24 protein-coding genes are annotated in these 24,201 nt (G+C 64.9%); 15 read left to right on the top strand and 9 right to left on the bottom strand.

Going from position 1 to position 24,201, the window contains the following annotated elements:
* The first annotated feature begins 132 nt into the window (after nucleotides 1-132).
* The 3 genes from AKL29_RS01105 (at nucleotide 133) to AKL29_RS01115 (ending at nucleotide 2,758) form a co-directional block, all read left to right on the top strand.
* Nucleotides 133-510 carry a hypothetical protein gene (locus AKL29_RS01105; RefSeq protein ID WP_050382449.1) on the top strand — a complete coding sequence of 126 codons (378 nt, stop codon included), beginning with the start codon at nucleotides 133-135 and terminating at the stop codon, nucleotides 508-510.
* 188 nt (nucleotides 511-698) lie between these two features.
* On the top strand, nucleotides 699-1,727 hold the full coding sequence (locus AKL29_RS01110) for a putative zinc-binding metallopeptidase (protein ID WP_028337591.1): 1,029 nt from the start codon (nucleotides 699-701) through the stop codon (nucleotides 1,725-1,727).
* Nucleotides 1,724-2,758: a D-alanine--D-alanine ligase family protein gene (locus tag AKL29_RS01115; RefSeq protein ID WP_050382451.1), complete on the top strand. Its 1,035-nt coding sequence runs from the start codon at nucleotides 1,724-1,726 to the stop codon at nucleotides 2,756-2,758. Before AKL29_RS01110 ends, AKL29_RS01115 begins: the two co-directional genes overlap by 4 nt.
* A 10-nt stretch (nucleotides 2,759-2,768) precedes the next feature.
* Here AKL29_RS01115 and AKL29_RS01120 read toward each other — a convergent pair whose 3' ends face one another.
* The 3 genes from AKL29_RS01120 to AKL29_RS01130 form a co-directional block, all read right to left on the bottom strand.
* Nucleotides 2,769-3,041: a hypothetical protein gene (locus AKL29_RS01120; RefSeq protein ID WP_050382453.1), complete on the bottom strand. Its 273-nt coding sequence runs from the start codon at nucleotides 3,039-3,041 to the stop codon at nucleotides 2,769-2,771.
* Between the two features lie 360 nt (nucleotides 3,042-3,401).
* Nucleotides 3,402-4,028 (bottom strand): Crp/Fnr family transcriptional regulator, encoded by a 627-nt coding sequence (locus AKL29_RS01125; RefSeq protein ID WP_050382455.1) that lies wholly within the window; start codon nucleotides 4,026-4,028, stop codon nucleotides 3,402-3,404.
* Nucleotides 4,029-4,164: 136 nt separating this feature from the next.
* Nucleotides 4,165-4,830, bottom strand: coding sequence for a lytic transglycosylase domain-containing protein (locus tag AKL29_RS01130; protein WP_430648846.1), 666 nt, complete (start codon nucleotides 4,828-4,830; stop codon nucleotides 4,165-4,167).
* Nucleotides 4,831-5,320: 490 nt separating this feature from the next.
* Between AKL29_RS01130 and AKL29_RS01135 the strand changes: the two genes are divergently transcribed.
* The 8 genes from AKL29_RS01135 to AKL29_RS01165 all read left to right on the top strand — a co-directional run bounded on the left by AKL29_RS01135 (nucleotide 5,321) and on the right by AKL29_RS01165 (nucleotide 14,631).
* Nucleotides 5,321-6,346 (top strand): L,D-transpeptidase family protein, encoded by a 1,026-nt coding sequence (locus tag AKL29_RS01135; RefSeq protein WP_050382460.1) that lies wholly within the window; start codon nucleotides 5,321-5,323, stop codon nucleotides 6,344-6,346.
* A 189-nt stretch (nucleotides 6,347-6,535) separates the two neighbouring features.
* Nucleotides 6,536-7,339, top strand: coding sequence for a dienelactone hydrolase family protein (locus AKL29_RS01140; RefSeq protein WP_244481664.1), 804 nt, complete (start codon nucleotides 6,536-6,538; stop codon nucleotides 7,337-7,339).
* Between the two features lie 66 nt (nucleotides 7,340-7,405).
* Complete coding sequence (locus AKL29_RS01145) at nucleotides 7,406-8,326, top strand: hypothetical protein (protein ID WP_152977377.1); 921 nt, start codon at nucleotides 7,406-7,408, stop codon at nucleotides 8,324-8,326.
* Nucleotides 8,327-8,535: 209 nt separating this feature from the next.
* The gene (locus tag AKL29_RS01150) at nucleotides 8,536-10,200 is read left to right on the top strand and encodes a thiamine pyrophosphate-binding protein (RefSeq protein ID WP_082190434.1); all 1,665 of its coding nucleotides are present in this window, start codon (nucleotides 8,536-8,538) and stop codon (nucleotides 10,198-10,200) included.
* A 121-nt stretch (nucleotides 10,201-10,321) separates the two neighbouring features.
* On the top strand, nucleotides 10,322-11,092 hold the full coding sequence (locus AKL29_RS01155; RefSeq protein WP_050382473.1) for an SDR family NAD(P)-dependent oxidoreductase: 771 nt from the start codon (nucleotides 10,322-10,324) through the stop codon (nucleotides 11,090-11,092).
* A 478-nt stretch (nucleotides 11,093-11,570) separates the two neighbouring features.
* Nucleotides 11,571-11,837, top strand: coding sequence for a hypothetical protein (locus AKL29_RS41525; protein WP_152977378.1), 267 nt, complete (start codon nucleotides 11,571-11,573; stop codon nucleotides 11,835-11,837).
* Nucleotides 11,838-12,035: 198 nt separating this feature from the next.
* Nucleotides 12,036-12,953, top strand: coding sequence for a DMT family transporter (locus AKL29_RS01160; protein WP_050382476.1), 918 nt, complete (start codon nucleotides 12,036-12,038; stop codon nucleotides 12,951-12,953).
* 106 nt (nucleotides 12,954-13,059) lie between these two features.
* Nucleotides 13,060-14,631 carry a serine hydrolase domain-containing protein gene (locus AKL29_RS01165; RefSeq protein ID WP_050382481.1) on the top strand — a complete coding sequence of 524 codons (1,572 nt, stop codon included), beginning with the start codon at nucleotides 13,060-13,062 and terminating at the stop codon, nucleotides 14,629-14,631.
* A gap of 901 nt (nucleotides 14,632-15,532) precedes the next feature.
* On the opposite strand, the gene AKL29_RS43175 is transcribed toward AKL29_RS01165, so the two are convergent.
* Complete coding sequence (locus AKL29_RS43175) at nucleotides 15,533-15,709, bottom strand: hypothetical protein (RefSeq protein ID WP_167350362.1); 177 nt, start codon at nucleotides 15,707-15,709, stop codon at nucleotides 15,533-15,535.
* A 385-nt stretch (nucleotides 15,710-16,094) separates the two neighbouring features.
* Here AKL29_RS43175 and AKL29_RS46235 point away from each other — a divergent pair, with 385 nt between their 5' ends.
* A complete protein-coding gene (locus AKL29_RS46235; RefSeq protein ID WP_016847287.1) occupies nucleotides 16,095-16,223 on the top strand; it encodes a hypothetical protein in 129 nt (42 codons plus the stop codon).
* Here AKL29_RS46235 and AKL29_RS01170 read toward each other — a convergent pair.
* The 4 genes from AKL29_RS01170 to AKL29_RS01185 are packed head-to-tail and all read right to left on the bottom strand — an operon-like array spanning nucleotide 16,220 to nucleotide 19,828.
* Nucleotides 16,220-16,975 carry a GntR family transcriptional regulator gene (locus AKL29_RS01170; protein WP_050382482.1) on the bottom strand — a complete coding sequence of 252 codons (756 nt, stop codon included), beginning with the start codon at nucleotides 16,973-16,975 and terminating at the stop codon, nucleotides 16,220-16,222. The genes AKL29_RS46235 and AKL29_RS01170 overlap by 4 nt on opposite strands.
* Before the next feature lie 6 nt (nucleotides 16,976-16,981).
* Nucleotides 16,982-17,962, bottom strand: coding sequence for a Gfo/Idh/MocA family protein (locus AKL29_RS01175; RefSeq protein WP_050382483.1), 981 nt, complete (start codon nucleotides 17,960-17,962; stop codon nucleotides 16,982-16,984).
* On the bottom strand, nucleotides 17,959-18,846 hold the full coding sequence (locus tag AKL29_RS01180) for an NAD(P)-dependent oxidoreductase (protein ID WP_063779873.1): 888 nt from the start codon (nucleotides 18,844-18,846) through the stop codon (nucleotides 17,959-17,961). Before AKL29_RS01180 ends, AKL29_RS01175 begins: the two co-directional genes overlap by 4 nt.
* Before the next feature lie 19 nt (nucleotides 18,847-18,865).
* Nucleotides 18,866-19,828 carry a Bug family tripartite tricarboxylate transporter substrate binding protein gene (locus AKL29_RS01185; RefSeq protein ID WP_050382489.1) on the bottom strand — a complete coding sequence of 321 codons (963 nt, stop codon included), beginning with the start codon at nucleotides 19,826-19,828 and terminating at the stop codon, nucleotides 18,866-18,868.
* 137 nt (nucleotides 19,829-19,965) lie between these two features.
* On the opposite strand from AKL29_RS01185, the gene AKL29_RS01190 reads away from it, so the two are divergent.
* The 3 genes from AKL29_RS01190 to AKL29_RS01200 all read left to right on the top strand — a co-directional run bounded on the left by AKL29_RS01190 (nucleotide 19,966) and on the right by AKL29_RS01200 (nucleotide 23,148).
* Entirely contained in the window at nucleotides 19,966-20,355 is a 390-nt protein-coding gene (locus AKL29_RS01190; protein ID WP_050382491.1) for a carboxymuconolactone decarboxylase family protein, read from the top strand.
* A 60-nt stretch (nucleotides 20,356-20,415) separates the two neighbouring features.
* Nucleotides 20,416-21,777 (top strand): class-II fumarase/aspartase family protein, encoded by a 1,362-nt coding sequence (locus tag AKL29_RS01195; protein WP_050382493.1) that lies wholly within the window; start codon nucleotides 20,416-20,418, stop codon nucleotides 21,775-21,777.
* Between the two features lie 114 nt (nucleotides 21,778-21,891).
* Nucleotides 21,892-23,148, top strand: a complete 1,257-nt coding sequence (locus AKL29_RS01200; protein ID WP_050382495.1) for an aminopeptidase — start codon at nucleotides 21,892-21,894, stop codon at nucleotides 23,146-23,148.
* Between the two features lie 209 nt (nucleotides 23,149-23,357).
* Here AKL29_RS01200 and AKL29_RS01205 read toward each other — a convergent pair.
* Nucleotides 23,358-24,201, bottom strand: an 844-nt coding sequence (locus tag AKL29_RS01205; RefSeq protein WP_210168314.1) for a GNAT family N-acetyltransferase, incomplete at its 5' end; no start/stop codon positions are given.

Here is a 24,201-nt window from a genome sequence, read left to right on the forward strand (position 1 = left end):
TTTGCGAAGGGCGACCCCGGGTGTCGCGTCGCTCACCCGGGCTACAAGGTTGCTGCGGGTCGTCGTGTCCGCGATTTCGACTCAAACCTGCGGCATGCTCGGACGAATTCTTTTGGACCGGGAACTGCCACCATGACAAAGCCATCCGTGCTGGCGATCGGCCTCGACCCGACCTTCGTCGATCTGTCCGTCATGCCGCAGTTCACGCCCGAACTGGTGCGCAGCTATCTCGGCGCGCAGATCGAAGGCCTGCGGACGCTCGGCTACGACGTCGAGAGCTGCCTGATCGACCTCGGCGATACCGCGGAAGCCGTGACGGCGGCGGCTCTCAACGCGCGCCGCTACGACTGCGTCGTGATTGGTGCCGGGCTGCGCGAGCCGCCGGAGCGGCTCTTGCTGTTCGAGACGATTCTCAATCTGGTGCACCGGCTCGCCCCCCATGCCGCGATCTGCTTCAACACCAGGCCGGCCGATACCGCCGCGGCCGTGCAACGCTGGGTCAAACCTTAGGATGCAAGATGAGCGGGCGCCTTGAGCCGGCGAATCGGGCTCGCCGCGCCGTCCACCGTGCATGGCCGGCGCTCGGGCCGGCCCGACGCCGGCATTGGCCGGGGCCCGCCGCGAAGGTCCGGCGGTTGTTGCCGGCGGCAACCTATGACACCATCCAGAGTCCGATTTGTTTTAGACTTTGGAAGCTTATGCCGCGCCGCAAATTTGCCTGGGAGAAGCTGACGGACGAGCAGTTGCTCGCGCAACCGCTCAACCGTCTGAGGGTTGCCGTCGAGGGCACTTGGCTCGCCGATTGTGTGAATACGCTCTATGAGGAGCTCGAGGAGCGCGGCATCCGGTTGCGGCCGCATACATGGATCTCGAGCGAATGGTTCAGCCCGGCGGATGTGCCCGGCATCGCGATCCCGTTCTACCTCGCCCATCCCCGCCTGATGAAGCTCGAGAAGAAGATGATGCTCGACGTCGAGGGCGCCTCGTGGTCCGAGTGCATGGCCATTCTCCGCCACGAGGCGGGGCACGCCGTGCAGCACGGCTACCAGCTGCAGCGCCGCCGGCGCTGGCAGCAGCTGTTCGGTCCGTCGTCGCAGCACTACCCGCGCTACTACCGGCCCAATCCGGCCAGCCGCAATTATGTCCAGCACCTTCGGCTCTGGTACGCGCAGAGCCATCCGGACGAGGACTTCGCCGAGACCTTCGCGGTGTGGCTGCGGCCGCGCTCGAACTGGCGGACCCGCTATGCCGGCTGGCCCGCGCTGAAGAAGCTAGAATATGTCGACGAGCTGATGGGCGAGATCGCCGGCAAGCGGCCGCAGCTCGCGACGCGCGAACGGGTCGATCCGCTGCATACGCTCAAGCAAACGCTCGCCGAGCACTACCGGAAGAAGCAGGCATTCTACGCTTTCACGCCGCCGAAGACCTACGACCGCGATCTTTCTAAGCTGTTCTCCGCCGATCCGCGGCATTATCGGCGTCCGCCGGCCGCGGCCTTCATCAGGCGGCACCGCGCCCAGATCAGGCAGCTGGTGGCGCGGTGGACGGGCGAGAACCAGTTGACGCTCGATGCCGTGCTTGACGACATGATCTCGCGCTGCCGCGAACTCAATCTGCGTGCCGTCGGCCCCGAGCAGAAGCTCGTGACAAACTTCACCATTCTGCTGACCGCCAAGACCATGCACGCGCTGTTCGGCCCGTCGCGCCGGAAATGGATCGCGCTATGAAACAGCTTCGCATTCTGGTGCTGATGCACCCGGACTGTGTGCCGCCCGACTCCAGCGATGGATACAGCGCGCGGGAGATCAACGAGTGGAAGACGGAATACGACGTCGTGAGCACCCTGCGCGCGGCCGGCCATGAGGTTCGTCCGCTCGGCGTGCAGGAGGAAATCAAGCCGGTGCGCGACGAGATCGAGGGCTTCAAGCCGCACGTCGTGTTCACGCTGCTGGAGGAGTTTCACTACGACGTCGTGTACGACCAGCACATCGCGAGCTATCTCGAGCTGATGAAGATCGCCTATACCGGGTGCAATCCGCGCGGCCTGATCCTGGCACGCGGCAAGGATCTGTCCAAGACGCTGGTGCACCATCGCCGGATTCCGGTGCCGGCCTTCGCGGTGTTTCCGATGCGCCGCAAGGTCAAGCGGCCGCCGCGTCTCGAGCTGCCGCTGATCGTCAAGAGTCTGAGCAGCGACGGATCGCTCGGTATCTCGCAGGCGTCGATCGTCGATACCGACGAGAAGCTCGCCGAGCGCGTCGCCTTCATCCATGAGCGGATCGGAACGGCCGCGATCGCCGAGCAGTTCATCGAGGGACGCGAGCTCTATGTCGGTGTGCTCGGCAACAACCGGCTGCGGGTGCTGCCGGTGTGGGAACTGAAATTCGGCAGCATGGGTGGCCCCGCTGCGCGCCAGATCGCCACCGAAAAGGTCAAGCACGATACCAGCTATCAGGAACGCGTCGGGATCGTCGACGGCCCGGCCGAGGATCTCACGCCGGAACTATCCGCCCATATTCAACGGCTGGCGAAGCGCATCTACCGGACCCTGGGGCTCGATGGCTATGCGCGCATCGACTTCCGCCTGTCGACCAATGGCGTTCCCTATTTCATCGAGGCCAATCCCAACCCCGAAATCGCCAAGAGCCAGGAGTTCGCGACGGCCGCCGGGCATGACGGGCTGGACTATCCGGATCTCTTGCAGCGCATCGTGACGCTCGGAATAAGCCGCGCCAAGGCCGGCGCATCGCTGGGCTGACTCGAGGCCGCTAAAGGCTGCGCTGCATCGGATGGCGTCGCGCATCCCTGGGGATGAACATCGCAAACGTTTCCCTAACGCGCGCGGCCGGCGTCACGGTGCCGGCGGCCGCGGACACCGGGGCCGCCGTCGGACGAAACGCGTCCGGTTCCGGCCAGCGCCGTGCAAGGATTTCGTTTACCGAAACCGGCATTGCGAGCCCATCATTGTGGCAGCTGTCGTAGACGTACAAACCGGCAAGAAAAATCGATACGACAACAAGGATCGTCCTGAAAATCGGCATTGTGCTTGCGCCTTCTTGATTGAGGCGAACAATGCCCGGTGACGGTGAACCGCGCGTTTAGCGCCGAGGCCGATCGGCCGATACGGTTCCCAACTCATGAACGCGGGCCGCGTAAACGGCCCGCTTACCAATGCCTTCAAGGTTGCGGCAACCAGCTTTCCTCACCGGCGGGAAAGAAGTCTCTGGCATTGAAAGACCAACAACAAAGACTGAGGAGGCACCATGTTCGTCGCCATTCGAGTCATGATCCTGATCGCCAGTGCATATGCCGGCTCGGCCGTTGCAGAGATGCAGTTTGCGCCGCTGCCGAGCCTTACGGCGTCGTCCGCGCCGTAACGCCGGCAAACGAGGCGGCGCGCTCTACGCCGGACTGGGCGCCGCCGCGCCGACCGCGATTGCGCGCGCTGCGTTTTCCGTCATCCTCGTCGCCGTCAGGCGCAGGAAATACAGCGACAGTCCCGGGTTGCGCTCGCACAGCTTCCTCAGCGCGCCGTCGCTGATCCAGAGCAGCTCCACATCGGTCGCAGCTTGAGCGGTTTGCGTGCGGCGGCGCTCGAGCGAAAACAGCCCGATCTCGCCGAACAGTTCACCCGCAGATACCCCGCGATCGATCTCGGGAAACCTGGCCTCGCCCGATACGACCATGTACAGCAGGTCGGCGTCGTCGCCCTTCCGGAAGATTGTTTCTCCCGCCTTGAGATGCTTCGGCTGCATGAACGGTTGCAGCCAATTCGGAGAAAGGTCCGTCGCTGCGGCACGCTTCGCTTTCCGAAGCAGCCGAACCATCTGGAACAGCAACACCACGTTCAGAGGCAGCAGAATGATATGCAGGATGAGCACCGGGTAGATCCGGTCGCCCAATCCATAGCTGATGAATGCCAAATTGCTGAATATCGCGACAGCGCGCAGGCTCAACATCGTGCTCATGCAGAACGTCAGCAACACAAGTGCAGAAGCCAGGTAACCCAAACCATCGATCAACGTCATGACAACGCCCACTGGGAAATGAATTGCAAGCAATCCGATCTGAAAACGACCGGCAACATACACCAGTGCGCTCAGTTTCCTGAGCGGAAATGTGGCCGGCCCGCACTTGCGGCGGTGCACGCGTCGTGACGCGGCCTCAGCTCGACGAACGCGCGCGCGAGGCGACGTGAACGGCCCGGCCCTTCGCCGGCTTTGCCCTGGCGGCGACGACGGTCCGGCGCGCCTTGCTGAGCCGGGCCGCGCCCGGCGAACTCTTTCTGAGCAGCAGCGCGAGCCGCTTGCGCGTGCGGCCGGCGATCGACCTTGCCGCCTCTCGCGCGGCCCCGGCCTTGCGGATGATCGTCGTCACCGCGGACGCCGGCGACGCCGCAACGAAGGCGACATCCTTCGCCTTCGAGAGGCCGCCTATGCCTTCGCACGGCGCTTCGCTTGGCAAGTCGATGCGGATGGCGAGCGTGTCGGCATGCTCGATCCAGTCCTCCGCCTTGGTGCCGGTGATGATCCGGACATAGTCGCGGGTCTCGCGCGGCAGCTCGCTCTGCCTGGCGAGCCATTTCTGGACGCGGCCGCTGCCGGCATTGTAGGCGGCCGCCGCCAGGCCGAGATTGCCGAAATCGTCGCGCAGCTTGCGCAGCAGTCCTGCGGATGCCGGCAACGCCTGCAACGGATCGAAGGGATCGTCGAGCCCGACTTCGGCCGCCGTCTCCGGCATGAACTGCGCGACGCCCTGCGCGCCGGCATGGCTGATCTCGTTCGAGCGAAAGCGGCTCTCCTGCCAGATCAGGCGCGCAAAGAATGCCACGGGGATTTCGCGCCTGCGCCGCGTCCTTCAGGCTGTGGCAGAATTTGTCGATCGCGGACAGCTGCGGGTCGGCCGCGGCATCGCTCGGCTGCGCCGCAGGCGCGGGCGTCTTGTCCGCGTCCGTCGCAGCGGGTGCCTCGCTGGCATCGGCGCTTTCGATAAAGCGTGCGGCAAACGGAACGGCGTCTGATGTCGCGTCGCGCGAGAATGTCGGGGCTTGGGTTGAGGCATTGATCGAGCCGGGCGAACGATCAAAGTCGAGCATCAAGACAAGAAACGCGGCAAGCGCCGCGATGACAAATCGCATTTGCTTCGTGAGACCTGAATTGTGATGTGAGTTGCGCGCAAATGCACTTCGGATCACGACTTTTTAGCGGGTCGATTGCGGCGAAGCCGCGAAATCAGCTGTTCCGCCGCGGAACTTCGCTGCTATTCGCATTGGAACTTCGACGCTTTCCGTAGCTTTACGGTAGCCACGTTGGGATACGCGATGTTCCGACCGTTTTCCGTTGCACGCTTTGCCATTGCGCTTTTGCTCGTGTCGGCCGCGCCGGCGGTGGCCGCGGGTCTTGATGCGGCCGCGATCAACGACGTGGCGGCGCCGCCGGCAAAGTTGCCGGACGGTCGTCAGCTCAACGCCTTCGTTGCCAGGCTCGAGATCCTGCTCGACCGCGCGCATTTCTCTCCCGGTGAGATCGACGGCAAGCTGGGCGACAACGCGCAGAAGGCGCTCCGGGCGTTTGCCGACGCCAATGGATTGCCCTTCGACAAGGCGGTGACGCCGGAGCTCTGGAGCAGGCTCGCCGCCGCCAGCGACGGGCCTGCGATCGCCAGCTACACGATCGTCGATGCCGACGTGAAGGGCCCGTTCGCGAAGAGGATCCCCGCGAGGATGGAGAGCATGAAGAGCCTGCCGGCGCTGGGCTACACCAGTCCGCGCGAAGCGCTCGCGGAAAAATTCCACATGAGCGAGGCGTTGCTTCAGGCGCTCAATCCGGGACAGAAGTTCGACAAGGCCGGCGAGACCATTGCGGTTGCGAACGTCGTCGACGCCGGAAAGCCGCCGCCGATCGCGCGTGTGGAGGTCGATAAGACGCGGCAGGCGCTCAGCACGTTCGATGCAGCAGGCAAGCTGCTCGGCTTCTATCCTGCGACAGTCGGCAGCGCGGATAAGCCGACGCCGAGCGGAACGCTGAAGGTGACGGCGATCAACAAGGACCCGACCTATCGCTACAATCCAAAATACGCATTCAAGGGCGTCAGATCGAAGACGCCGTTCACGATCAGGCCCGGTCCGAACAACCCGGTTGGTGTGGTCTGGATCAACCTCTCGGGAGAAGGCTATGGCATTCACGGCACCCCCGATCCCGACAAGGTCTCCAAGGCGGAGTCCCATGGCTGCGTCCGGCTCACCAACTGGGACGCGCAGCGCGTTGCGTCCGGTATCGCGAAGGGGACGCCGGTTGCGTTCATCGATAGCGCGACAAGCTCAGCAACGGCGAGCGAGACGCGCTGACCTTGACGCAACGTCGTTCACAGATCAGCAACCGACAGAAATGTCGACGCGCTCGGCCTCGGGCCGGACGCCCGTGCGCTCGAGAGATGATGCGTAGCCCGCGAAGCAAAGCGGCTCCGCTTTCCATGCCTAGCGCGGGATTCGCTGGTATGCCAATGTCGCATCGTGCCAAACCCGCAGGAGGTCAGCATGCGAACGATCATAACGAATATAGTGGGAGCACTCTGCGCCATCGCGATGGTCGCGAGCGCACACGCAGCGGTCAAGGAAGAGCCGGTCACCTATACCGACGGCGAGACCACGATGAAGGGCTTCGTCGTCTATGACGACGCGACCCAGGCCAAGCGGCCCGGCATCGTCATGGTGCACGAATGGTGGGGCATCACCCCGCATATCCATAGCGAAGCGCGGAAGTTCGCGGAGCAGGGCTACGTGGCGTTCATCGCGGATATGTACGGCGACGCCAAGACTGCCGACAACCCGAAGGATGCCGGCGCGCTCTCGGGGGCGGTGATGAAGAACCCGAAGGTGATGGAGCAGCGCTTCAACGCCGCACGCGAGCAACTCGCCAAGCAGGCCTCGGTCAATCCGCAGCGGATCGGTGCCGTCGGTTACTGCTTCGGCGGGGCGGTGGTGCTGAACATGGCGCGCACCGGCGCCGATCTCGCCGCCGTCGCGGGCTTCCACGCATCGCTCGGTCTCAACACCCCCGCACCGGCGCCGGGCACCGTCAAGGCGAAAATCCTGATCCTGAACGGCGCCGACGACCCGTTCGTGAAGCGCGAGCAGTACGATGCGCTGAAGAAGGATTTCGACGCGGCGAAGGCCGATTACCGCATCGTCGAGTATCCCGGCGCGGTGCACGCGTTCACGAACCCCGAAGCCACCGAGCTCGGCAAGAAGTTCAACCTGCCGCTCAGATACGACGCCAAGGCCGATCAGGAATCCAAGGCCGAAGCCGCAAAGCTGTTTGCCGCCAACCTCAAGAAATAAGCAAAAGGGCCACCTAAACGGTGGCCCTTTTCTTTGGCTGGTTCGGCCGCGGGACAGGCAAGGCCGGTGTCGCTGCGGCACCTTGCGGAAGCTCCAATCAATCCTCCATTAACGATGGCCGCCGGGAAACTCGACGCAATCGGTTACCGGATCGGCAAGCACTTCCGGCTAGGGTCGGGCATCCGCAGACAGGGTGCCAAGCCGGTGGGCCTCATCTACACGATCGTTGTTCTGAGCCAGCTTCCGTTTTATGGCTTTATCATCGGCTTCGCCTGGGCCGCGAGCGTCGCAGCGCGCAACGGTCGGCGCGGGCGTGCGCTGGTGCTGGCCGTGGTCGCCGCGCTTCCGCTCGTGAGCTACCTTTACGCCTATGTCGAAGCGAGAGTGATGGCGCCGCCGGCACGTCAGGCTGAGGTGGCATCCTGGCCGCGCATAAGCATCACGCGCGAAAATCGGCCCCGGGTTTTCCTCACCACGTGGGGGATCGACGGGTATGTCCCGAAAACGATGGTTGCGCTCGGCCTGTTCGAGAAGGCGTATGGCGTGATCGGTGACGACTGGTACAGCGTCGAGCGCGTGAACAGTGCGGCATGCGTCGACGCCGGCAAGGATGAGCGTGCCATCCGCAACCGAAATCCGAACGAACCCAACCCATGCATGAGGCTCACGAAAATCGAGCGGCGCGACACTCTTCGGCTGAACGCACCGCAAATTGCGGAACCGCATCTGCGCTTGCTTGCCGACCGGGATGCGCCGTCCCACCGCGAAATCGACAGAACGGCTTTCGCGAGCAGCACGCTCGAACTCCGGCTCGTTTCACAACAAGGCAGCGAACTGGTCTCGTTCTGGGAGGCGCCGTATTTCCGGGTTCCGTCTATTCCGCCGCTTTTGGGAAGAGCAGGCTGGTCGCGGGGCTGGTTTGTGGGAGAGCACACTCCTCGACCTGATATCGCGCAATTCGTTCGCGATGCGCTCCACGGCAACTAGGATCAAGGTCGGCGCGTCCCGCGGCTATCGCGATCCACGACAGCGCTTGCCCCAGTGGTTCGACGCCGTGATGCGGCGCGCGGCCGCGCCTTGAAGCCATGCGGAAGACGCAGCCGGCCGCGCGGATGCTGGCCGTCTCGCACGGTTGCCACGGGGCGCTCCCCGGCCGATGATGCGCAAAACGGATCAGAACAATCGAGAGGGAGCGAATGCGCGGGCGTCGTGTGCTGATGGAATCGTTCGTGTCGCACGGCGTGCGTCATATCTTCGGCAATCCCGGCACGACCGAAACGCCGCTGCTCGATAGCCTGCCGGCATTTCCGCAACTCGAATACATCATGGCGCTGCACGAAGGTGTCGCGGTCAGCGCCGCCAGCTTCTACGCGCAGGCGTCGGGGCGTGTCACCGTCGCGAACCTGCACGTCGCTCCCGGCCTCGGCAACGGCATCGGTTCGCTGTACGGCGCGCTGAAGGCGGGTTCGCCCGTGGTCGTGACGGCCGGTCAGCAGGATACCCGAATGCGGCTGAAGAATCCGCTGCTCGGCCATGACCTCGTCGCGATGGCGGCGCCGGTGACCAAGTGGAGCGTGCAGATCGAGCGCGCCGACGAGATCGCGCCGATCATGCGCCGCGCGTTCAAGGTGGCGACCGATGCGCCGCAGGGGCCGGTGTTCGTGTCGCTGCCGATCGACGTCATGGAACAGGAGACCGCGGTCGATGCTCTGGCGCCGGACAATTTGTGGCGCTCGACGCGCCCCGATCCGGCCGGCATCGAAGCGCTTGTCGCGCTGCTTCTGAAGTCGAAGAAGCCGGCCATCATCGCCGGCGACGACGTGGCACGATCGGGCGGCGAGCAGGCGCTGGTGGCGCTCACGGAAGTGATCGGCGCCACCGTGCGGTTCGAGGGGCTCCGCCATCACGCGCCGTTCCCGACCAGCCATCCGAACTATCGTCAGTCGCTTCCGGGCGACGCCCGGCAGGTGCGCAAGGCGCTCGGCGATACCGATCTCGTGCTGCTGATCGGCGGTCCGTTCTTTGAGGACATCTGGTTTGCGCCCGATGGCCACATTCCCGACGGCGCCTCCGTGCTGCAGATCGAAGCTTCGGCCGAGCGCCTCGCGCTCAACAACCGGCTCGATGCCGGCATCGTCGGCGACATCGCCGTCAGCGTCAGTGCATTGTCGGAAGCGGTGCATGCGAAGGCCAGCGCGGACTTCAGGCAGGCCGCGCAGAACCGCAATGCCGCGCTGGCCGAATTGCAGGCGAAGGAGAAGGAGGCCTATCGCGCGCGCGTCGAGAAAAGCTGGGACCGGCAGCCGACCGCGATGCCGCGTGTCACCGCGGAGCTTCGTCGCGGCCTGCCCGATGATGTCGTCATCGTCGATGAAAGCATCACCGCGAGCCTTGATCTCGCGCGCGCCTTCGACTATCGCGGGTTCGGCGATTATTTCGGCGGCCGTGGCGGCGGCATCGGCCAGGGCCTCGCCGGCGCGATCGGCGTCAAGGTCGCGATGCCGGATCGTCCGGTGGTTGCGATCTCCGGCGACGGCTCGGCGATGTACGCGATCCAGGCGCTGTGGACCGCCGCGCACCACAAGCTTGCGATCGTGTTCGTGGTGCTGGCCAACCGCGAGTACCGCATCCTCAAGCACAATGTGGATGTCTGGCGGCAGAACTTCGAAGCCGGCACCCAGCATCCCTACCAGAACATGGATATCACTGGCCCCGCGCTCGACTTCGTGCATCTCGCGGCCGGCATGGGCGTCGAGGCGGTCAGGGTCGAGAAGGCCGACGACATTGCCGGTGCAGTCGCAAAGGCTGTCGCAGCGCAGCGGCCGTACCTCGTCGAGATCGCAATCGAAGGCAAGCGCTAGAGCATGATCCGGAAAAGTGCGAAGCGGTTTTCCGAAAAGAACATGCTCAAACAAAGAGCTTATGCGCATTAATGATTCAGCCCAATTTCATCGCACTCTCACCGCGCTCGAGGAGTTTCTCATGGCAGGCATTCTGGACGGCAAGGCCGCATTGGTGACGGGCGGCGGCTCCGGCATCGGCCGGGCGACGGCAATTGCCATGGCGCGCGAAGGCGCGTGCGTGGCGGTGTCGGACCTCTCGAAGGACGGCATCGAGGAGACCGTCGCGCTGATCAATGCCGCCGGCGGCCAGTCGATCGCGATCCAGGGCGACGTCACCGACGAGGCTGAGGTCGCGAACATGGTGGCCCGCACGGTTTCGGCGTTCGGGCGCATCGATTGTGCGTTCAACAATGCCGGCGTTGCCGGGCGCTCCGTCGGCCCGCCCGGCCAGCGCATTCATGAACTCACGCAAGCCTCGGTGGCCAAGATGTTCTCGGTGAACCTGATGGGCGTGTTCCTGTGCCTGAAATACGAGATCGCGCAAATGCTCAAACAGGGCGGCGGCGGCGCCATCGTCAACACCGCCTCGATCGCAGGCCTGGTCGGCCTCGCGACGTCCGGCCACTATGTCGCGACCAAGCACGGTGTCGTCGGACTGACCAAGTCCGCCGCGATCGAATATGCCCAGGACGGCATCCGCGTGAACTGCGTCAATCCCGGATACATCAAGACACCGATGACCAAGGAGACGATGGACGAGCGTTACGACGAGATCATCGCCAAGGTGCCCGTCCGTCGCCTGGGCGTGCCCGAGGAAATCGCCGAAGCCGTGGTCTGGATGTGCTCGGACAAGGCGTCGTTCATGACCGGCGCATCGCACGTGGTCGACGGCGGCTATAGCGCCGCCTGATCTTCCGAAGGGCCTTTGTTTACGTTAGTGGCCCAGTTGCACAAACATTCGATCATCGCGGCATGATGGGCCGCGTTGATCTTCGTGGCCTCGGTGCTCTTGCTGCGAGTGATGCATCTCAGGCAATATGGCGCTTGGCAACGAAGAACTTCGAGGTTTGGTGTTCAAACTCAATCGCATTGTCGGTTTCATCATTCTAGCAGTGCTCGTCTACGGCGTGCTTCAGGCTTATGGGTTACTTCCTGAGGGCGCACCTCGGCTGTTTCCTCAACGCAGCGGCTCGCCTGCGGCTTTAGATTGATGCTCCACATCCGAACGGCCGCTGCTGGCCCGAAGCGGACGTCGCGGCGGCAAGGCATGATGTTGCCTTTTGACCCATAGCGGGCATCGTTTGCCGCCAGTTTTGGTCGTTCTCCTATGGCAAACGGAACTGAAGCCGGCCCCGCCTGTTTGCTACGATTAGCCAAGGGAGGTCGGAATGCGGATCATTCTGATGACGGCGATTGGCTGGGCGTTGTCGTGTGGATTTGCGATAGCCCAGGCCGATCCCAACAAGGACGTGAACACGGCAACCGGGCGCTCGGCACCGGAAGAAAAAGGTCAACCACAGCCACAAGGTTGGACCGGGCCGCTTGAAACAAAATCAGGTGGTGCGCCGCCGGAAAGCCCGCAAGGTCAAAGCCCGCCGGGAATGCAGGCAGCGCCGGACGGATCGACAAAGACGGTGGTCGAGCCGCGGAAGTAAGTCCCCACTTCTTGTCTGTGAAGGTCAGCTTCGCTTAGGGTGAAACGGCCCGCAAGGTCGCCTTTTAGGCAAAGCGGGCATGGCGGCGGCGCGGAATGAAGTCACAGCTTGGCCCAAGCGGCTCTTGAAGGGCTTGCGCCAACCAGCCGTGCATACCAGTGGGTTGATCCGCCTCGGTAGCTAACGTAGTCGTTCGCGATGAACGAACGTCCGGCCATCGCCAAGGCTGCAGCTCTTCCGGATACGAAAGCCATCCTGCTCGGGGTCGCATGCGGCCTCGGTGCGGCACTGTGCTGGGCGCTCGGCTTCGTGGCGACCCGACACGGCCTGAAGGTCGGGTTCACGCCCGTCGACCTGCTGATGCATCGCTTCCTGTGGTCGGGCATCGTCTTCCTGCCGCTCGTTGTGCGCGCCGGCCTCCGCGATCTCTGCGGCATCGGCTGGGGCCGCGGCATGGCGCTGATGCTGCTGGGCGGGCCGGTGATGTCGCTGATCAGCTATGTCGGCTTCATGTTCGTGCCGCTGGGGCATGGCAGCGTGATCCAGCCGTCCTGCGCGACGCTGGGTGGCTTGTTTCTCGCGGTCGTCTTGCTGAAGGAATCAGTCTCGCTCTCGCGGGCAGCCGGCGCTGTCGTCATCGTCGTCGGCCTCGCCGTGATCGGCAGCGAGTCGATCGGCCATATGGGGCCGAGCGCCGTGATGGGCGATTTGATCTTCGTTGCGACCGGATTGATGTTCGCGGGCTTCGCCACGCTGGTGCGCTACTGGCGTGTCTCGGCCTTCTCCGTGGCCAGTGTCATCAGCGTGCTGTCGCTCTCGCTGTTTCCACTGTACGCCGCCTCGGGTGGGCTCGCTCGCGATGCGGTCATCGGCCTGCATGAAAACACGCTGCAGGCCATCGCCCAGGGCATCCTGGCCGGGCCCGCGGCGATGTATCTGTTCGCGGTGTCGATCCAGCGCCTGGGCGTTGCCCGCGCAGCCGTATTTCCTGCGACCGTGCCGGTGCTGACCTTGCTGTTGGGATGGCTGCTGATCGGCGAGCCACCAACCACGCTGCAGGCAGCCGGATTGGCCGCCGTGTTGGCCGGATTCTATCTCGCGCAGCGGCAGCGCTAGACGGCTTTGCCGACGTCCTGATTGGCGCGCGGTCGCGGCGACGATTGACAAGCACGCGAGGGATCGCGGATGGTGCGGCTCTCCGCCGTGTCGCAATGAGACGCCGATGCAAGTTCAACGTTTGGCGCTGCCGATGCTTGCAGGGCTCGTGCTTGCGGCTTCGGCTTTGTCGGGCGCTGTCCAGGCGCAAGGTGCCGCCGAGCCGGTACGGCAGACCTCACAGTGGCAGACCTGGCAGTGGCAGACCTCGACGCCGGAAGAGCAGGGGATGGATTCCGCCGCGCTGGCGCGGCTCGTCAATGATGGCGCGGCCCACAGTCTCGATAGCCTCCTGATCGCGCGGCACGGCCGGATCGTGCTCGACGCCTACTATGCACCCTACACGCCGGAGATCCCGCATCTGTTCAATTCCGTCACCAAGGCGGTGACCGGCACGCTGGTCGCGATGCTGCTCAGGGATGGCGTGCTCGACAGCCTCGACCATCGCATGGTGGATTTCTTCGGCGATCGCACCATCGCCAATCTCGACGACCGCAAGCGGGCGATCACGGTCCGGTCCATGCTGGACATGACCTCGGGAATGGCCTGGACCGAAGGCGTCGAGGGTGGTCGGCCGGACTCGTTGATCGAGTGGGGCCGCAGCCCTGATGCGATCCAGTTCATCCTCGACCGCCCGATGGCGAAGGCGCCGGGCGAGGCGTTCTATTACAACACCGGCAATGCGCAGCTGTTGGCCGCGATCATCAACAAGCTCACTGGCATGAGCGCGCGGGACTATGCGGTGACGAAACTGTTTCGCCCGCTCGGGATAGCCGCGCCGTACTGGCACAGCATCGGCCCCGGATTGACGCAGGGCGGCGGCGGGCTCCAGCTCGCGCCGCGCGACGCGGCCAGGATCGGCCTGCTCTATCTGCATGACGGTGAATGGGACGGGCAGCGCTTGCTGCCGACCGGCTGGGTCGATCGCATCAGGCACGCGGCGGCGGAGATGCACGCCTCGTTCGACCCATCGTTGCGCTACGCCAATTTCTTCTGGGTCATGCCGCAGCGGCAGGTTGTCATGGCGGTCGGCGACCGCTGTCAGCTCGTCATGCTGTTTCCCGCACTCGACATCGTCACGGTCGTGACCGCGCGCGACTACTGCTCGTTCGGCAAAATGGCCGACGAGATTTCAGGCGCGGTCAAATCCGACACGGCGCTGCCGGTGAACTCCGTCGGCGGCAATCAGCTCGCGAGCGCGTTGCGCGATATCGCAACCGAAAAGCTGTCGACGGTTGGTGCCGTGCCCGAGACGGCCGCCGCCATCTCCGGCAAGACCTGGCGCTTCCCGGCCAATGGCTTCAATTTGCGGGCACTAACGCTGCATCTGACGGATCAGCCCGCGCATTACGAACTGGAAACGGCGACGCCGGATCTGGCGAGGCCGGTGACGACACTGGCGGGACCGATCGGGCTCGACGGTGCGTACCGTCTCGGTCAGCCAACGGCGCTCGGCGTGATGGCGCTGAAAGGAACGTGGCAGGACAACCAGACATTTGCGATCGACCTGCGTCTGGTCGGCGGCGATACCGACCGCCGATGGCTGCTGTCGTTCGATGGTGGCAAGGCCAGGCTCAGCGGCAAGGATCGCTTCGGCGGTGTCGTGCAGGCCGATGCTGACGCGCCGGGCGTGCAATAGCTCAAGCGCGGGCTGCATCTCAATCTTTCGAGTGACGAGAGTGATGGCTGTGTGACTACCCGACGGGCTACTCAACAAAACCTGTCAATGCCTCATTGTAAAAATATTTCGGTTTATCGTAATGACAAATCAATGTATGGTTTGGCCGTCTCACCCGATCGAGGGGGCGCTTCGCGGTCGTCACGAACGTGGGTCGAGATGCGGTGGACGCCGATTGCGCATGAGGCGGACGGCGAAATCGTGCAGGCCTGACGCCCTAGCGGCAGGTGTCCTCTTGCAAGAGGCGAAAGCGTCTTTGCGAGGGCGGTGACAACAAAGCCCAGTCTCGCCGGGGAGAGCACGTATAAGCCGTAAGCCATCGCGCGGGGAAAGCCGGGTTGTGTCCGGTTACACCTGTGGTCCTAACCCCGTGCTTTCAACCCTTGCACGGGGCCCATGGGTGCGATCGGCGCCCGGCTTTCCCTGCGCCCGCTGTTCAAGGGAGGGCGGAATGAAGAGCAAAAGCTCGGGCAAATCATGTCGCGAGAACGCGGAAGTTTGACTCACTGACCGTGCAACATTCTCGGTGTCGTCCCGGCGAAGGCCGGGACCCATTACCCCAAATGCCAATGAACGCGCTACGCTGGGGCGACAGCCTTCTTCAACTACTCGACCCTGTGGTTATGGGTCCCGGCCTTCGCCGGGACGACGACAAGGAAGCTGTCTGCCCGCATTCCTCTCCGGGATCATCATCCGCGCATCCCGGCAGAAGGCGTCGTCTCCGCGCAGCGACCTTGGCGGCATGATCGAAGGAAATCACGACCGGCGTACGGCAACACGCATACCAGCCATGGCAGACGCCCGCGCGAATCGACAGTGTTACGGAAACTATCCGCCCGAGGCTCTCGGCGCGGCGGCGACCTTATTGGTCCACCTTCGGCGTCTTGCCCGCAATATCGAGGCCGAACCGGAGCGCGCGCTCCTGGCGCTCTTCCGTCAGCAGCTTCAATTCCCGTTCCAGCGACCGTGCGACCTCGTGCTGGGTTTCCTTGGAGCGGCGACGGGAGTCGCCTTGCGGTTTGGCCGGTTCGGCAGTCACGGGAGAAACCCTTGTCATCACAGTGTCACAGGCCCTGATCGCACGGCGGGAGTCGGGGCGACAATCAAAAAGAATTCAGTGGGCGCATCTTTGGAAGGTTTGCTGTGTGTCTGACTCAAATTTGGGCAGAAAATTCTCTTAAGTGTTGCCTCGAATGGAGCCGGACCCCTTCGGCCCGCCGTCTCATCAATTCGGATGAGAGAGCCCGGTTCCGACGAAATCATTTCCGGATTCGCACGAAGGCGTCCTGAAACCGACAAGGTCTAACCTTAGTAGCGTTGTGAAGGACGGCTGCCTGGTGAGACGCTGAGGACCGCGGTGTGAGATTCACGACCTGGTCGCAAGGTCAGTCGGTCCTGCTGAGACGTTGGGGATGATCCCGGAAATGAAGAAGTTGAATGCTGTGCCTTATGTCTGGGCGGCCGCGCTGATTGCGGTCGCGATCTGGGGCGTGAGCGGCACCCCGCAGACGGCACATACCTCTGCTAGCACCCATCTGGCCCGGGTGCGCTAGAGCTTCGGCCGCAGCGAGCGCTGCATGTCCATCGTGTAGGTGTAGCGCCCCTCGGGGTGCGTGGTGATGGTGACCTCGAACAGTTCCTCGCGCTGGCCGTAGTAGCGGCGTACCACGGTGAGTGCCGGCGAGCCGGTCTTGACGCCGAGCTCCCTGGCGATCGGCGCCGGCATGCCGCGCACGAAGATTTCCATCTGCGCGCGCTCGGTGACCTGGCCGTACATCCTGGCGATCTGCTCATGCACCGGGGTGCGGCCGTGATCGGGCCGGGTCACGACATCGGCGAACCGGCGCAGCACGTAGATCTCGGCCCAGCCGAGCGGCGCGGCGAACTGGTCGGAGCGGCGCACCGCCTCGATCAGGAACCAGCTCTTGCCGGGCTCGCATTTCAGCAGGCCAGCCAGCTTGCGGTCGGCCACGATGTCGCTGCTGGCCACGACCTCGCGGTAGGTCTCGTTGGAATAGCGCAGCCACTCGCCGAGCGACTTGACGCTGTGGGTGAACAGCACCGGCGGCTCGGATGCGATCACCACCGAGCCGAGGCCGGCGCGGCGCACGATCAGGCCCTGGTCGATCAGGATGCGCAGCGCCTCGCGCACGGTCTGCCGGCTGGCCTGATAGCTCGCCATCAGCTCGGTCTCGGTCGGCAGCAGATTGCCGACCGCGTAGGTGCCGAGCCGGATGTCCTTCTGCAGCCCGGTGGCGATGTCGCGGTAGCGGGACGATCGCGCTCGGTCCGGTTGTTCAGACATGGCGGATCACTGGTATGCCGTATGGCAGACGACCGGATGTCCCGATTGCATCGACTGCAGCGCAGCCTCGAACGCGGCGAGCGTCGCCAGCACGTCCGCTTCAGGCACCGGGAACGGCTGCCTGCCTTCGACGGCGTCGGCAAAGGCCGATAATTCCGCGGTGAGCGTGTCGATCGCCGGATAGCGCATGGTCGCAGGCGCCTCGCCGGATTTCCGCAGCACCATCGTCTGTTCGTCGAGCACCTCGGCGGATCCCTTCGTTCCGAACACATGCACGCGCCAATAGAACGGTGTTGCGCGAATTGTCGCAAGGGTTGCGCTCACGCCATTCACAAATTCAATCGCCAAGGTTGCAGTGTCGAGCGGCGGCGGTCCCGCCTCGCGCGCACTCAACCGGGCATAGACCTGTCGGGCAGGACCAAAGAGGCTGACGAAGCCGTCGAGCACATGCAGCCCCGCGCCGGTCAGCCCGCCGCCCGGCGATTCCTCGGGCGACAGCCGCCAGTCCTGCGTGATGCTCTGCGAGTTCTCGTTGCTGTTGTGACCCTCGACATGCAGGATGGTGCCGAGCTCGCCGCTGGCTGTGATCGCGCGTAGCGCCTGCATCGACGGCCAGAACCGGCGGTTATGCCCGACCGCGAGCACCACGCCGGCGCTGCGGCACGCCGCGAACATCTCTGCGGCATCGGCGCGCCGAAGCGCTAGCGGCTTCTCGCAAAACACCTGCTTACCGGCGCCGGCTGCCGCGATCACCTGGCTCTTGTGCAGCGAATGCGGCGTCGCCAGCAGCACGGCATCGATGCGAGGGTCGACGAGGACATCGTCCAGGCTCGCCGCGACGGAGAGGCCGTGCGCCTCGCAAAAGCCGGCGGCGCCGTTGGCGTCGGGTTCCACCGCGCGGACGATCCTGAGCCGCGGCTCGTTGCGCGCGGCCCCGACCAGTGCGCGGCCCCATCGACCGAGGCCCGCGATCGCGCAGTTGATCATGACTGTCCCTCCCTGTGGCCGCGGCCGGCCCGGATCGCCTCGATGACCGCGGCGCTGTCGCTGTCCGGGCCTTCAAGCGCGATCGCCGCGCGCAGCAACCCGGCCTGCACCGAGGTCAGCGGCAAGGGCAGGCCGCGCCGACCGGCCTCCTGCAGGATCAGTTCGGCATCCTTCAAGGTCTGCGCGATATGCGATTGCGGCAAGAAATCCCGCGCCAGCATCTTCGGCCCCTTGCTGTCCATCACCTTGGAATATGCTGCCGATTGCCGCGCGGTCGCAAGGAACGTCGCGCCGTCGAGGCCGAGGCTTTCCGCAAAGGCGATGCCCTCGGCCAGCGCGGCGCGGTTGTTCTGCAGGATCAGGTTGATGGCGAGCTTGGTGCGGCCGGCATTGCCGATCGCGCCGACATTGACCCGCTGCGGGCAGAGGATATCGAGCGTCGCCGCGGCGGCGTCGATGATGTCGGCATCGCCGGCGACCAGCGCGGTGGCCGTGCCCGCCCGGACCTCGGCGCTGGTCCCCGAGATCGGCGCTTCGATGAAGCCGAGGCGCGAGCGGGAGGCGAATTCGGCGATTGCCACGATCTCGCCCGGCGCGCAGGTGGTGGTGCAGATGACGCGCGGCGGCACTGTCGCGTTGGCGAGCTCCGGCAGCAATCCCTTGACCTGGGCTGCGTCATACACCGCGACGACGATGGTCCGGCAGCGCGCCGCGACGTCGGCGGCAAAAGCCGCGAACTCGGCGCCGCTGGCTCTCAGGCCATCCGTCTTCGCCGCGTCGATGTCGAAGCCGATCACCCCGATGCCGGCGTCGATCAGCCGCGCGGAGAGCGCCGATCCCATCAGCCCGAGGCCAATCATGCCGACAGGTGTCTCGTGAGCCATGATGCGACGCCGACTCGCTTTATTGCGGCTGGATGCCGGCCGCCTTGACCTCCGCCGACCAGCGCGCGACCTCGCTCCTGACGAAGGTGCCGAACTCGGCGGGCGCGAGCGGCGCCACCATCACGCCGACATCGGCGAGCTTCTTCCTCGTCTCCGGCATCGCGAGGTATTTCGCGCACTCGGCGTAGAGCTTGCTGACCATGGGTTCCGGCGTGCCGGCCGGCGCGAACAGCCCGTACCAGATCGTGGCCTCGAAGCCCGGCATCGCTTCCGCGAGCGCGGGCAGGCCGGGCGTCAGATCGTTGCGGGTCGCCGACGTCACGGCGATGCCGCGCAAGGTGCCGCCCTGCATCTGCGGGATCGCGACCGAGAAGTCGCCGAAGGTCAGATCGATCACCCCCGCCATCACGTCGGTCATCGCCTGCGGCACGCCGCGATACGACGCCGCGACCAGCGACAGGCCGCCGCGCGATTGCAGCTGGGCGATCGAGATCTGCGATGCGCCGGAGCCGTAGCCCGCGGTCAGGTTGGGATTGGCCTTGGCGTAGCTGAGGAACTGCGGCAGGTCCCTGGCCGCGAGCTTCGGATTGACCAGCAGCACCATCGCCGTGGTGGTGGTGCGGATGACAGGTGCGAAATCCTTCACCGGGTCGTAGGGCAGGCTCTTCAGCGTCGCGACATTGCTGGCATGGGTGGTGTTGGTGCCCATCAACAGCGTGTAGCCGTCGGGTGCGCTGCGGGCGACCTCCTGAGCGCCGATGCTGCCGAGCGCGCCGGCGCGGTTCTCGATCAGCACGGTCTGGCCGAACGCGTCCTGCAGATGCTGGCCGACCAGCCGCGCGACGTTGTCGGGACCGGCGCCGGCCGGGAACGGCACGATGATCTTGAGCGGGCGTTGCGGGAAATCGTCGGCCGCGGCGAAAGCCGGCAGGACCGGAAGCGTAGCAAGCAGCACGACGAGCAGCCCCAGCCGTAACTTCATTCCGGTCCCCTCCTGTGTCTGCTTTTTGTGAATTTATACGGACAAATACGTCAGAAAGGCAAGCATCTCGGCTGCGGGATTATTGAGGCGTCTCATATTTGTCCGTATAAATGGTCCATTCAGGGAGCCCGACGACGATGGTGGACATCAGCGATCTCCATGCGCGCGGACTGCGCCGGCGCCAGAAGATGTTCGGCGAGGGCGATGTCGCCAAGCGGATGGCCGCCGCCGGCGATTTCGGCACGCCGCTGCAAAACATCATCAACGCCTATGTCTATGGCGACGTCTGGGAGCGCAGCGGGCTGTCCGACCAGATCCGCAGCCTCGTGATGCTCGGCATCACCGCGGCGAGCAGCAAGCCCGCCGAGTTCCGCGTACATGCCAAGGGTGCGTTGGCCAATGGCTGCACCGCCGCGCAGGTGCAGGACGTGCTGCTGCTGGTCGCGATGTATTGCGGCATTCCGGCGGCGATCGAGACCAGCAAGATCGCGGCCGAGGTGTTCGGCGAGGTGCCCCCGGAGGGGTAGGGCACCGGCCCGCTCCGTGATAGGGACGTTGCCGACCGCGACCGGCAACAGGATCTGCCCATGTCCGCCTTCCCGACCTCGACCACCGTGCTCGATTCCGTATTGTTTCGCGATGCCTTCGGCACGCGCGCGATGCGCGAGGTGTTTTCCGACCTGCGGCTGATCGAGCGCTACGCCGAGGTCGAGGTCGCACTGGCAAAGGCCGAGGCGCGCTGCGGCGTGATTCCTGCTGAAGCCGCCGTGGAGATCGCAAAACGGACCGATGTGACCGCGCTCGATTTCGATCTGCTGCGGCAGGAGACCGACGTCGTCGGTTACCCGATCCTGCCGCTGGTGCATCAAATGGCCAAGCAGTGCGGCGAGGCCGGCCGCTATGTCCATTGGGGCGCGACCACGCAGGACATCATGGACACCGCCGTCGTGCTGCAACTGCGCGACGGCCTGAAGATCATCGGGGACGACATCGCTGCGCTGCGCGGCATCCTCGCCGATCTCTCGAAAAAATACCGCGACACGCCGATGGCCGGCCGCACCCATCTGCAGCAGGCGCTGCCGGTGACGTTCGGCTACAAGACCGCGATCTGGCTCGCCGCGTTCGATCGCCACGCCGCGCGGCTTGCGGAGCTGAAGCCGCGCGTGCTGGTCGGCCAGTTCGCCGGCGCTGCCGGCACACTGGCCTCGCTCGGCGACAGGGGATTCGAGGTCCAGCAGGCGCTGTGCGAGGAACTCGGCCTCGGCGTGCCCGTCTCGACCTGGCATATCGCGCGCGACGGGCTGGCGGAAGCGGTGAATTTCCTCGCGCTGGTCACGGGCACGCTCGGCAAGATCGCGCTCGACATCATGATCATGGCCTCGACCGAGTTCGCCGAGGTCTACGAGCCGTTCGTGAAGGGGCGCGGCGCCTCCTCGACCATGCCGCAGAAGCGCAATCCGATCTCGTCGGAACTGATGCTCGCGGCCGCCAAGGCTGTGCGCCAGCATGCCGGCCTGATGCTGGATGCGATGGTGCAGGATTTCGAGCGCGCCACCGGTCCGTGGCACGCCGAATGGATGGCGATCCCGGAGAGCTTCGTGCTGACCGCGGGCGCGCTGCACCAGGCGAGCTTTGCGCTCGGCGGCCTGATCGTCGACGAGCAGCGGATGGCCCACAATCTCGACATCAGCCGGGGCTTGATCGTCGCCGAGGCCGTGATGATGGGACTCGCGCCTTCGATCGGCCGGCAGGAGGCGCATGACGTGGTCTATGACGCCTGCCGCCTCGCCAACGACAAGGGCCTGACGCTGGCCGAGGCGCTGGCGGCGGATGATCGCGTCGCCAGCCGGATCGATCGGGCGACGATCGACCGCCTCACCGCGCCGAAAAACTATCTCGGCCTCGCGCCGCAGATGGTCGACCGGGTGCTGGCCTCGGTGAAGCGGTAAGATTCGAGGCAATTGCTCGCCGTCGCGTGATCGCGTGCGGCGGGCAGGAACCTTGCGAATGCGGATCGAATTGGACTACGAATCCCGAGAGTTCCTCAAACGACACGGCGCTTCATGACCGCACATCAACGCAACCTTTCCGCCTCGATCGATCCCGTCAAGCTCGATCGGCTCGCCGAAGTCGCGATCAAGGTCGGCCTGCAGTTGCAGCCGGGGCAGGATCTCCTGCTGACCGCGCCTGCCGCGGCGATGCCGCTGGTGCGGCGGGTGGCGGAGCATGCCTACAAGGCCGGTGCTGGTCTCGTGACCCCGTTCTTCTCGGACGAAGAGCTCACGCTGGCGCGCTACCGCTACGCCAACGATGCGAGTTTCGATCGCGCCGCAAGCTGGCTCTATGAGGGCATGGCGAAGGCGTTCGGCGCGAACACCGCGCGGCTTGCGATCGTCGGCGACAATCCGATGCTGCTGTCGGGCGAAGACCCGGTCAAGGTGGCGCGCGCCAGCAAGGCCAATTCGATCGCCTACCAGCCGGCGCTGGAGAAGATCGTCAATTTCGACACCAACTGGAACATCATCGCCTATCCGAACACGTCCTGGGCGAAGCAGGTGTTCCCCGACGATGCCGAGGACGTCGCGGTGGCCAAGCTTGCGGATGCGATCTTCTCCGCCTCCCGGGTCGATCAGGATGGCGCCGTCGCCGCCTGGGCACAGCACAATGCGAAGCTCCGCGAGCGCACCGAATGGTTGAACGGCCAGCGCTTCCACGCGCTGAAATATTCCGGACCCGGCATGGACCTCACGATCGGCCTCGCCGACGGTCATGAATGGGAAGGCGGTGCGTCGACCGCCAAGAACGGCATCGTCTGCAATGCCAACATCCCGACCGAGGAAGTCTTCACCACCCCGCACTGCCGCCGCGTCAGCGGCCACGTCGTCAGCTCCAAGCCGCTGTCCTATCAGGGCACGCTGATCGACAATATTTCGGTCAAGTTCGAGGAAGGCCGCATCGTCGAGGCCAAGGCCTCGCGCGGCGAGGAAGTGCTGAAAAAGGTGCTCGACACCGACGAGGGCGCGCGCCGCCTCGGCGAGGTCGCACTGGTGCCGCACTCCTCGCCGATTTCGAAGAGCGGGCTGCTGTTCTTCAACACGCTGTTCGACGAGAACGCCGCCTCGCACATCGCGCTCGGCCAGTGCTACTCGAAATGCTTCGTTAATGGCGACAAGCTGACGCCGCAGCAGATCGCCGAGCAGGGCGGCAACAAGAGCCTGATCCACATCGACTGGATGATCGGCTCCGCCCACACCGACATCGACGGCATCCATGCCGACGGCCGTAGCGTGCCGGTGTTCCGCAAGGGCGAGTGGGCTTAAAGGCCGCCCGCGAATTCTGCTTCACCTCGCCCCGCGTGCGGGGAGAGGTCGGAACACATCGCCAGATGCGTTCCGGGTGAGGGGAGTCTCCGCAAACACAGATATCATCGAATGCGCGAAGGCGGCCCCTCACCGCATCCCTTTAAGAGCAAGCTTCGCTTGTCCCGACCTCGTAAGAAACGGGGCGAGGGAGCGCAGTTCGCGCTCTACTAAAACCTCCGCCCCCGCGCGGCGAGCAGGTCGCCGCGCGGCGCGCTGAAGCGGCAGGTCTCGTACTGCGGCCGGAAGCCGAGCCGGCGATAGATCTTCAGCGCGGGAGCGTTGCGGCTCGAGACGTTGAGCCAGCACGGGTGCTCGACCGAGACGTCGTGTGCGGCCAGCACGCGATAAACCAGCAGCTGGCCGAGCCCACATCCCTGCCGCACCGGATCGACGGCGACCGACTCGATCCACATCGAGTTCCGTTCCGGCTCGGTCAGGCAGAAGCCCGACATCTGTCCATCCTCCGACGCGATCCAGACCTCGCTCTCGGTCAGGACCTGCGCCATCTCCTCCGGCGAATACAGGCGGAAGGCGGCGTCCGAGGCATAGGCGGCATTGTGGATGCGCGCGACTTCGCCCGCGCAGGCGGTGACGTCGCTGACCTGCTCGATGGTGGCGCGCGCGGCCGCGAGCGTGCGCGCCGGCTGCAGCGGCTCGACGCACTTCATCCCGATCTCGGACTCGACATGAACAAAACCGAAGGCCGCGACGAAGGCCATTCCCGCCGGCCAGTCGCTACTCACCAGCGTCTGAACGGTGAGATCGGCATCGGCGTCGATCGCAAGCACCTCGTCGAACAGCGCGAGGCCAATCCGGCGGCGGCGCATCTCGGGCGCCACGACGATCTTGAGAAATCGGGTGTGATGCGCGCCCTGGTCGCGCAACGAGGACTCGGCGAGGCCGACGAGTACGCCATCGCGCTCGGCAACACGAAAGCCGCGCCCGCCGCGGTTCTGCGGCAGCTTCAGGAACTGGTCCCATTGCGGCAGCGTCACAGGGCCTAGCCGCGGT

The organism is Bradyrhizobium pachyrhizi (genome assembly GCF_001189245.1).
GTDB lineage: Bacteria > Pseudomonadota > Alphaproteobacteria > Rhizobiales > Xanthobacteraceae > Bradyrhizobium > Bradyrhizobium pachyrhizi.